Source organism: Morganella sp. GD04133 (assembly GCF_029835375.1).
Taxonomy (GTDB): domain Bacteria; phylum Pseudomonadota; class Gammaproteobacteria; order Enterobacterales; family Enterobacteriaceae; genus Morganella; species Morganella morganii_B.
In genome coordinates, this window is record NZ_JAODZS010000031.1 from 46,463 (window position 1) to 56,244 (window position 9,782).

General features: G+C 49.3%; 5 protein-coding genes. All 5 read left to right on the forward strand.

Annotated features, from left to right (window positions below; genetic code table 11):
* Complete coding sequence (gene tssK / locus N7387_RS15550; protein ID WP_262860499.1) at nt 1-1,347, forward strand: type VI secretion system baseplate subunit TssK; 1,347 nt, start codon at nt 1-3, stop codon at nt 1,345-1,347.
* A complete protein-coding gene (tssL, locus tag N7387_RS15555; RefSeq protein WP_274371544.1) occupies nt 1,347-2,729 on the forward strand; it encodes a type VI secretion system protein TssL, long form in 1,383 nt (460 codons plus the stop codon). Before tssK ends, tssL begins: the two co-directional genes overlap by 1 nt.
* 8 nt (nt 2,730-2,737) lie before the next feature.
* The gene (tssM, locus tag N7387_RS15560; RefSeq protein ID WP_279800147.1) at nt 2,738-6,634 is read left to right on the forward strand and encodes a type VI secretion system membrane subunit TssM; all 3,897 of its coding nucleotides are present in this window, start codon (nt 2,738-2,740) and stop codon (nt 6,632-6,634) included.
* A gap of 105 nt (nt 6,635-6,739) precedes the next feature.
* A complete protein-coding gene (locus N7387_RS15565) occupies nt 6,740-7,396 on the forward strand; it encodes a hypothetical protein (protein ID WP_279800149.1) in 657 nt (218 codons plus the stop codon).
* Between the two features lie 50 nt (nt 7,397-7,446).
* Nucleotides 7,447-9,782, forward strand: a 2,336-nt coding sequence (gene tssI, locus N7387_RS15570) for a type VI secretion system tip protein TssI/VgrG (protein WP_279800151.1), incomplete at its 3' end; no start/stop codon positions are given.

Below are 9,782 nucleotides of genomic sequence, written 5' to 3' on the forward strand. Positions count from 1 at the left end.
GTGAGAACAAATAAAGTCGTATGGAGTGAGGGATTGTTCCTGCGCCCTCAGCTATTCCAGCAGCAAGAACGTTATTTTGAATATATTGCTCATAAACGTGCAGCGACCATTAGTCCGTTCTTCTGGGGTTTTGCACAATACGAGATTGATCGTGAGGCATTGTCTTATGGCAAGCTGGTCTTACGTTCAGGGCAGGGGGTTTTCCCTGATGGTACGCCATTCGGAATCCCGGGCCATGATGAGCAGCCTGAACCTTTAACCATTACAGCCGAGCATCTCGGAAAGATGATTTATCTGGCTGTACCGTTGCGTCTTGATAACAGTGATGAAACGATTTTTGATGAATTTGATACCAGTTCATTAGCCCGTTTTTCGTCGTATGAAGAAGAAATTAATGATACCAACGCAGTGCGTCAGGGACCGAAACCGATCCAGCTGGCGCGTATGCGTTTGCGTCTGATGCCGGAAACGGAAATGACGGAATCATGGATTGGTATTGCGCTGGCAAAAGTCAAAGCGATTCAGCCTGACGGCAGTGTGCTGCTCCATCTGGAGGATCACATCCCGCCGGTTACCGGTTATGCGGCTAACTACCTGCTGACGGAGTGGATAACCCACCTGAACGGGCTGGTAAAAATGCGGGCGGATATGCTGGCATCCCGTCTGGCATCCAGTGACGGTAAAGCCAGTGCCAGTGCGGAAGTGGTCGATTATCTGTTACTGCAGATCTTCAATAAATATGAGCCGATCTTAAATCATCTGCGCCATATACCTGAAACCGCGCCGATTGTGATTTATGAGGAGCTGGCGAAGTTTGCCGGGGAGTTATCCACATTCCTGCGGGCGAAAACACGGCGGCCGAATATGGCACCGGGCTATGATCACGCCAACCTGTATGCCTCCATCCGGCCTCTGGTGGATGAAGTTCACGGCCTGCTGAACCAGATGCTGGTGCGTTCCGGTCAGAGCATTCCGCTGGTGCGCCAGGAGCACGGTGTCTGGACGGCGTCGGTTATTCCGAGCGAACTGCGCGGGTTCTCCAACCTGGTGCTCGCCGCATCATCACAGCTGCCGCTGGATGTTATGCAGCATCAGTTTGTGGCACAGACCAAAATCAGCTCACCGCATAAACTCCAGGAACTGGTCCGTTCTCACCTGCCGGGGCTGATTTTGCGTAATCTGCCGGTTCCGCCGAGACAAATACCTTATACCTCCGGATATCTGTACTTTGAACTGATGAAGCAGGGACCTTACTGGGAAAATATCCTCAACAGCGGTTCTCTTGCTCTTCACGTTGCAGGGGACTTCCCGGGGATACGGCTTGAGCTTTGGGGCGTGAGGGATTAATGAACCTGTTCAATGACAATTACGGTGATGATGACGATCAGGACAAAAAAGGTCCTGACGGCGCATTGACGGATCATCAGGCAGAGCAGTCCCCCCAGTCAATGGGGGCTTTTCTGCATGATGACGGCAGTTTCTTTGCTCCGCTGGACAGTGATCCGCTGGGTAAGGATGAAATTGATTACCGTGATCTTGCAATTAAAAGCGAAAGTATCCAGGCCCGGATCCAGCGTGTCAGCCGGGCGGAAGATCCGTTACTTGAGGCGGTACAGCCGCTGCTGCGGGCACTCAGTGAACTGCCTGAACAGGTCGCTGACCTGAAACAGGTGGAGATCCTCAAAAAGAGTCTGAAAAACGAAATTGCCACTTTTACTGCCGTGTGTGATGCGGTGAGTATCCCGTGGCAGAAAATGGCCATTATCCGTTATGCCATTTGTACCGCGATCGATGAATCCATCCACTCCAAAGCCTGGGGGCTGGCGTCCGGCTGGTCGCAGAGTAACCTGCTGAACCACTTTGAAGGGGATAACGACGGGGGGAACAAATTCTTCCTGCTGATCGGCCGTTTGTCCATGAACCCGCAGGAATATACCGATGTGCTGGATATTTTGTCCCGTATTCTCGGGCTCGGGTTTGAAGGCCGTTACAGCATCATCGAAAATGGCGATCGCCAGCTGAATAAAATCCGTCAGCGCCTGTTGTCGTTACAGCAGAGTACCCGTGACTCTGTGCCGGCGGCATTATCGCCGAATGCGACAGTGACCCAGGAAGACCAGGAAGTACGCCGGATATATCTGCCGGTGCGTATTTCCCTGATTATCTGCGCATTTATTCTGATCAGCCTGTTTTCCGTCTTTAAATACTGGCTTTCTGTTGATCTCGGGGAATTTAACGACCGGGTTGCGGCACTGAAACACGGCGAACTGAAACATACTCAGCTTGCTGTCAGTGTGCCGAAATTGCGTCTGGCTATCCTGCTCAAAGATGAAATTGCCAAAGGGCTGGTTGAGGTGGATGAAAGCGGTCCGCAGAGTATTGTGACGTTCCGTGGTGATGCGATGTTCCCTTCCGGCCGTAAAGAAGTCAAACCTGAAATGGACAAAATCCTCACCCGTGTGGCGGATGAAGTGAAACGTGTTGACGGTAAGGTGGTGATTGCCGGACACACGGATAACGTGCCTATCGGACGGGCCAAATTTGCCAGTAACGAGGAGCTCTCGCTGAAACGTGCTGAATCTGTGGGGGACTTCTTTGTGAAAGCGGGGATCCCGGCGCAGGAAATTGAGACAAAAGGCATGGGGGCTTCACAACCGGTCAGCAGTAATAAAGATGAACAAGGGCGTGCGCTTAACCGTCGCGTTGTCGTTTATGTTACCTATCTGTGAGTTATAAAATGTCATTCTGGAATCGAACATTTGCACTGCGGTTTTTAAAAAGATTTCTGATATTTCTTTTCTTTTTATTAGCAGCCGCCATCATATGGTACCTGGGACCGACATTCGGCTATGGTGAGATCCGTCCGCTTGAAGACGCTGTACCGCGGATCATCTTCATTGTTCTGCTGGCTGTTATTTTTATCGGGCTCTGGTGCCGTGTTCCCTGTTTTCTGCTTGCGGTACTGACACTCTGCGTGACATTCTGGGTCTTCTCGCCCTATCTGCTGCTCGGGGAGTCCTATCCGTTTGAGGAAACCACACCGCGCCTGATTGTTATCGGGGTCATTACGCTGGTGACACTGCTGTACTGTGTCTGGCTGCTGATCTCCATGCTGCGTTACAACCCGGAAAAACTGGATCGCTTTTTTAAGAAAAGCAGCATTGATCCGGTCCGTGCTACAGAGCGTTACCGGGAAGTTGTCGCCGTTATCAATAATGCTGCCCGTTATGTGGCGCATACCGGCCGCAAAATTTCCCGCTGGAGTCATTTCTGGCGTCCGAAAAAGGTGGTTTACGATCTGCCGTGGTACATGATGCTGGGTCCGAAGGACGCCGGTAAAACGACGGCAGTGTTGTCATCAGGTCAGGAATTTCCGTTACCGGAACAATTGCTGCGCGTTTCCCGTGACAGTACACCCACCGCAAACTGTGAATGCTGGTTTACCAACGAAGCTATTTTTGTTGATACCTCCGGTAAATACATCGATGAATCAGATGAAAATGCGGGTGAGTGGGAAGCACTGGTTAAGGCGATTAAGAAAAACCGTCCGCTGAAATCACTCAACGGTGTGGTGGTCACCATTCCGGTGACTGACCTGATGGGGAAAGATAAGAAAGAGCTGTATGCGTTATCATCAAAATTCAGAACACAACTGGATATGCTGCGCCATGAGTTAGGGGTGCGTTTCCCGGTGTATGTGATGATCACCAAGATGGATATGGTGTCCGGTTTTGATGAATACTTCCGTTCGCTGACGGTGGAAGAGCGCGACCAGATCTGGGGCTTTACCCTGCCGTTTGGTGAGAAAAAGAAAAAATCCGATGCGATTGTCGAGATCCGCGATGTGCTGCGCAATGAGTTATCCTCACTGGAAAGCCGCCTCGATAAAGACATGACCGCGCGTATGCTGGATGAATATGATGTTACCACGCGTAAACGCATGTATCAGTTGCCGCAGGATTTCCGGTTACTGGCGGACTCTATCGCCGAGTTCGGTCAGAACGTGTTCTCGCCGTCCCGTTATGATGATACGCAGAAGTATACCTCACTGCGCGGTATCTATTTTGCCAGCAGCACGCAGTCAACCATGCAGTCTCTGCTTAACCCGAACACCATTGTTCAGAAATGGCGGGATATGGCAAACAGCCTGGGGGATGTGGTTACTGACAAAGCCGAGGATACAGAAGATCGTCTGGTTCAGGAAACCGTCAACGGTAAGCATTTCTTCCTGAAACAGCTGTTTGAAAACTTTATCCGTGACCGCAACCTGGTGCGTTACAACCTGGCGCTGACCGCCAAGTACCGCTTCCAGACACTGGCCGGTCATCTGCTGACGATTCTGCTGACGGTCTGGCTCTGTTATGCGCTGGTGGTCAGTTATCACAACAACCGGAACTATCTGGATGATGCAACGGTGAAAGTGGAGCAGGTGTCAACCGTGCTGGATGAGTACCTGGAAAATAACAGTGACGGCCTGCTGGCGAAGATGCTTTCACTGACTCAGGATATTCCGGTGCTGGGCGTGTTCGACTTTAAAGATCCGCGTCTGTCTTACCGTTACGGCCTGTATGTCGGTTTTGATATCCGTGAAGAATCAGACAAGATTTATCAGTATTTCCTGCAGCGCTGGATGCTGTTCTCACTGGAGCGGATGGCTGAAAAATCCCTGTTTGATGCTGTAACGGCGGATGATGCAGATACCATTTACGACAAACTGAAAACGTACCTGATGCTGCACGGCGAAGGGAAATTTGATAAAGATTACCTGATTAAAACGCTGACTGAAGAAGCACAGGCAAACCGGATGATTGAAAACTACGGTCAGACCATTGTCTTTGTTTCTCACCTGGAAGAGCTGTTTAACGATCCGCAGTGGAGCCAGTATAACCCTGAGATTAATGACCGCCTTGTGGCTGCCGCGCGTGTGGTTCTGCAAAAAAAGCCGTTAGCCTCTCGCCTGTACCAGAAAGTTAAAGAACAGGCGATGACGGAGGCGCCTGAAAATATAACACTGAACAAACTGGCCGGTGACCAGTTGGGCAGTATTCTGGAAATCAGTGATGAGTCACTGGCACTGAACGGTATTCCCGGCATTTTCACTAATGCCGGGTATCATCAGGTTTTTAAAAAAAAACTGACTGATTATGTAAAAAATATCCAGAGCGAGGACGGTTGGATCACCGGGCAGAAAAGTGAAGCCCGTCCGGCCGATATCAAACAGCTGGACGGCTTTTATATGACGGAGACAGAAGAAGCGGTACTGAAACTCTATCTTCAGGAATATGTGGCAGTCTGGAATCAGTTCCTCAACGGCATTCAGCTGAAGAAAATTGTGCCGGATGCGGCGGTGGGAAATGATACCACGTTTGATATGTACGCCCTGCAAATCCTCAGTGCGCCGGATTCACCGCTGATTGATATGATTACACAGATCGGTCATGAAACCGCGTTGTCTGTTGATTTCGCGAAAAAGGAATCGGAACTGCCGGATCTGTCCAAAACCCAGGTCGGCCGGAATCTGACAACCGGGCGTCTGGGATCGGTCACCCGTAACCTGAAAGATATTCAGACGGTAAAGGAAGCTCTGTCGCAGCGGGAAACAAAAATCCTGTATGACAATGTGGATCGCCGTTTCTCAGCGCTGCACCGTCTGATCAATCTGGATACCTCGCCACAGCCGGGAAACAAGAGAATTCAGGCAGGGCAGGGCGGGGATAACGGGCTGAATAAAATCATCAGTATGCTGGGGGATCAGCATAATTATCTGGTGATCACGGAATCAGCAATGGAGGACGGCAGCGCGCTGCCTTATCCGTCAGAAGCGGAAAAACGGCTGAAAGCGGAGTCCCGGCTTTGGCCGGCACCACTTAAAGCGATCATCATGCCGCTGCTGGGAGGGATATCCGTAAAGCTGAGTCAGCAGTTCACACTGCAAAGTAATGAAGCCGTCAAAACGGAATTAGGCGACATGTGTGTCGCCTCTTTTCAGGGCAGCTATCCCTTTGCGGACAGCGAAGAAGAAGTCAGCCTTGAGGAGTTTGAAGTCTTCTTCGGGCCCGGCGGTATAGTGGATGCTTACTATAAAGAGAACCTGGAAAAACTGGTGGATACCAGTGTGTCACCATGGCGCTATAAACGGGAAGATCTGCGCGGAAATGAAGACCGGGAGGTGCTGCGTTTTTTCGAACAGGCCCGGGAGATCAAAAAAGCCTTTTTTCGTAACGGGATGAGTGAAAATGTTTCTTTCAGTTTTAGCGCAAGTATCCCGGCATTGTCGCCGCGGATTTTGCAGTTTGGTATTAATATTAACGGAACAGCACTGACTTACAAACACGGACCGGTCTGGCCGAAATCATTTAAATGGCCGGTACAGGACACCGAAAACACGATCACAATGAATGCCGTTTCCGCAGATAATTCAGAAAATACCGAAGAGCGCGTACTGATGGGCGAATGGACGCTGCTGCACTGGATGGATATGGCGGACGAACAAAAAAATATATCTGCGGCTAAACAGACTCTGATTTACCGGCTGGGTGATCAAAAGGTCAGTATAAATATCAACGGATTAAATTATAAAGGTAAGCCGGTAAATAAAATGCTGAAGAATTTCAAGTGCCCGGTAAATATTTAAGCAATAGGTATTTATAATTAAGAATATTCGTTTGCTTATTTAATTGTGGACTTTTCCTATTAATTATCAGAGCGATTTCCTTATATTGATAAATGGCTGCTTATTATGAAAATAAAGACAATTTTCTCAGGATTGGGAAATGGTTCAGGAAGAAACAGAATTAAGGGTAATCACGTAATTCAGCGTGTTATCCGCCAGTGCAGCCAGTTAAATATCAATCAATCGCTTAATAGCAGAGTGATTACAGAACAATTCCCGTGGTGCTTTGTTGTACCGGCATCTGAAAGGAAAGACGAGTTTTATCTCGGTGCTTTCAGTTTTCTCAGTGATGATAACTGTGTGATTTTGTATACAAAAGCAACGGATAAATGGACTGTCAGACATCTGAGTACGGCATCAAATGTTATTTTCTGGTGTTCACGGATAATTGCATTTCATATTGAAAATGAAAATTGTGTGATTGATGAAAAGAAATTAAGAAACTGGGTTACGTCGCTGCAACGATATTACTCTCCGCTGTGGGAATCAGTACTCCTGAAACCCGGATTTCAGTTTAAGAACAATTTGGACGTTCTGATATCTGAAATGACGTATACAGATTGTAATATCAATGATAATGGAGGAGTTAGCGCGATGCCATGGATGAATTGGCCTCATTGTATTAAGTCCTTTGACTCTGCCTGGCTATGGCGTCTGAATCGGCAGGGAAACATTTTAGACTCAATTAAGACAGATATCAGAAACATGGATGTCTCCGTTTAATTATGTACTTAATACAAACTTGATTTGTATCAAACCAATTAGGTGTGAATATGCCTCGAACATTAACGTTATATTGCTCGGCAATGCCGGAACTGGCAGGTGAGCCGGGCTTGGCAATATCAACACTGGAGGGCGAGGAAGCCCTGTCAGCGTTGTATCAGTACAAGGTGGTTGCAAAAACACCCGCAAACCCGGCCATTCCGTGGCAGGTTGCGGCAAACCTTGATCTGAAAAAATTCATCGGGCAGCAGATGACCGTTATTATCGAACTGGATGGTAACGGGCTGGAAACTGAACGGGGTTCCGGTAAGGGACACAGAGAGATTACGGGTCTTGTTGAGCGCGCCCGTTTTATCGGCAGAGATGAAAATCAGGCGATGTATGAATTTATCATACGTCCGTGGCTGAATCTGACAACACTGACTTCTGACTATAAGATTTACCAGCAGAAATCAGTCGTCGATATTATTGATGAAGTTTTATCTGATTACCATTTTCCGATTGAAAAGCGTTTATCTGCAATTTATCCGCCGCTTGACTTTCAGGTTCAGTATGGTGAAACCGATTTCGATTTCATTCAGCGCCTGATGGAAGAATGGGGGATTTACTGGTTCTATGAACATTCTGATCTGAAGAATCGTCTGGTACTTGTTGACCATGTCGGTGCCCATAAACGGACATTCAGCCCGGCGTATCATACATTACGGTATGAGTCCGATAAGCCGAAAGATGGTCAGGAATATATCGATCAGTTTGGTGCTCAGGAAACGATTACGTCAGGGCAGTGGCTGACATCGGATTATGACTTTAAAAAATCCCGTGCTGATATCTCCGCGCTGGATAAAAAGCCGCGTAAAACCAACTTTAATGAGTATGAGCAATATCAGTGGCCGGGTGACTATGATGATCCGTCAATAGGGGAATTCCTGGCGCGTGTCCGCAGTGAGGAACAGGGGTGTCTGGGCGCGCGTGCTGTGGGTTCCGGTGAAATCCGTTCTGTTGTATGTGGTACGACCTTTACACTGACAAATTACCCGCAATCCAAAGCGAACCGTGAATATCTGGTAATTTCAAATCAGCTCCGGGCTACTGAAATTAACCAGCAGTCTGACAGTGATGATTTCAGCATCTACACCAGTTTTGTTGTGCAGCCGACAACAAAAGTTTTCCGGCCACCACAGACTATCGCCAAGCCGTTCACACACGGCCCGCAAACTGCACTGGTTGTCGGACCGGCAGGTGAAACGGTCTGGACAGATGAATATGGCCGGGTCAAAGTCCGCTTTATGTGGGATCGCTACGGTAAAAATACCGATGCGGATTCCTGCTGGATCCGTGTCGGACAATCATGGGCCGGGGATAACTACGGCGGTATCTACATTCCGCGCGTTGGTCAGGAAGTGATTGTGGATTTCCTGCACGGGGATCCGGATCGTCCGATGATTATCGGCAGTCTGTACAATAACGCGACACCACCACCGTGGGATCTGCCGGCAAACCGGACACAGAGTGGTTTAATCAGCCGTACCATCGGCGGCGGTAAAACCAACTACAACGGTATCCGTTTTGATGACAAACCGGGGCTGGAAGAGTATTGGGAGCAGGCGGAACGAAATATGTCCCGTGTGACCAAACTGAACGAAACTCAGCTTATCGGGGTCAATCATTCCCAGACTATCGGTGTGAGCTCGGACTCTACTATCGGTGTTAACCGCAGTGAAACGGTCGGGGTGAACAAGAGCAGTATGGTCGGGGCTAACAGCAGCCAGATTGTGGGTGCTAACTTCTCCCAGGATGTCGTCGGTACGGCCTCCCGTATTGTTGGTCTGTCGGATTCTGTTGTTATCGGCGGTGCCTTCAGCGGGATATATGGTGCTGCCTATTCCATGAATATCGCGGCAGCCAGCTCGTATAACGTGGGCGGTGCATATGCTATTAACGTGGGTGGTGCTTATTCCACTAACGTCGGTGGTTACCATTCGGTTGCGGTCGGCGGTGCAATGCAGATGGGCGTCGGTGGTGCATTCTCTCTGACAGCCGGTGGTGAACTGGCTATCGGTTGTGTGGGATGCCTGGTGATTACTGCAGATCAAATTAAGATCAAGGCTAAAGACAGCCTGATTCTTGACGGCTGTAATACATACATTAACCCTGGTGATAATGCGCATGCCCGTGGATTCGGTACTCAGCCGGGTAGCCCTGTAGCGATCGCGGCACCGGCAATACCGGGACTACCGGGATTCATCATCTTCCCGGTGATTCCGGTACCACCAATTACGCCGCCGCCAACGCAGTCACCTACGGATCCGGAATTCACGACACCGTCTATCACGACACCGGAACCGACGACACCGGAACCAACGACACCGGAGCCAACGACACCGGA

Excerpts from the sequence above, each read along its gene's own strand:
- tssL (WP_274371544.1), top strand. The coding sequence starts at position 1,347 with ATGAACCTGTTCAATGACAATTACGGTGATGATGACGATCAGGACAAA.
- tssM (WP_279800147.1), top strand. The coding sequence starts at position 2,738 with ATGTCATTCTGGAATCGAACATTTGCACTGCGGTTTTTAAAAAGATTT.
- N7387_RS15565 (WP_279800149.1), top strand. The coding sequence starts at position 6,740 with ATGAAAATAAAGACAATTTTCTCAGGATTGGGAAATGGTTCAGGAAGA.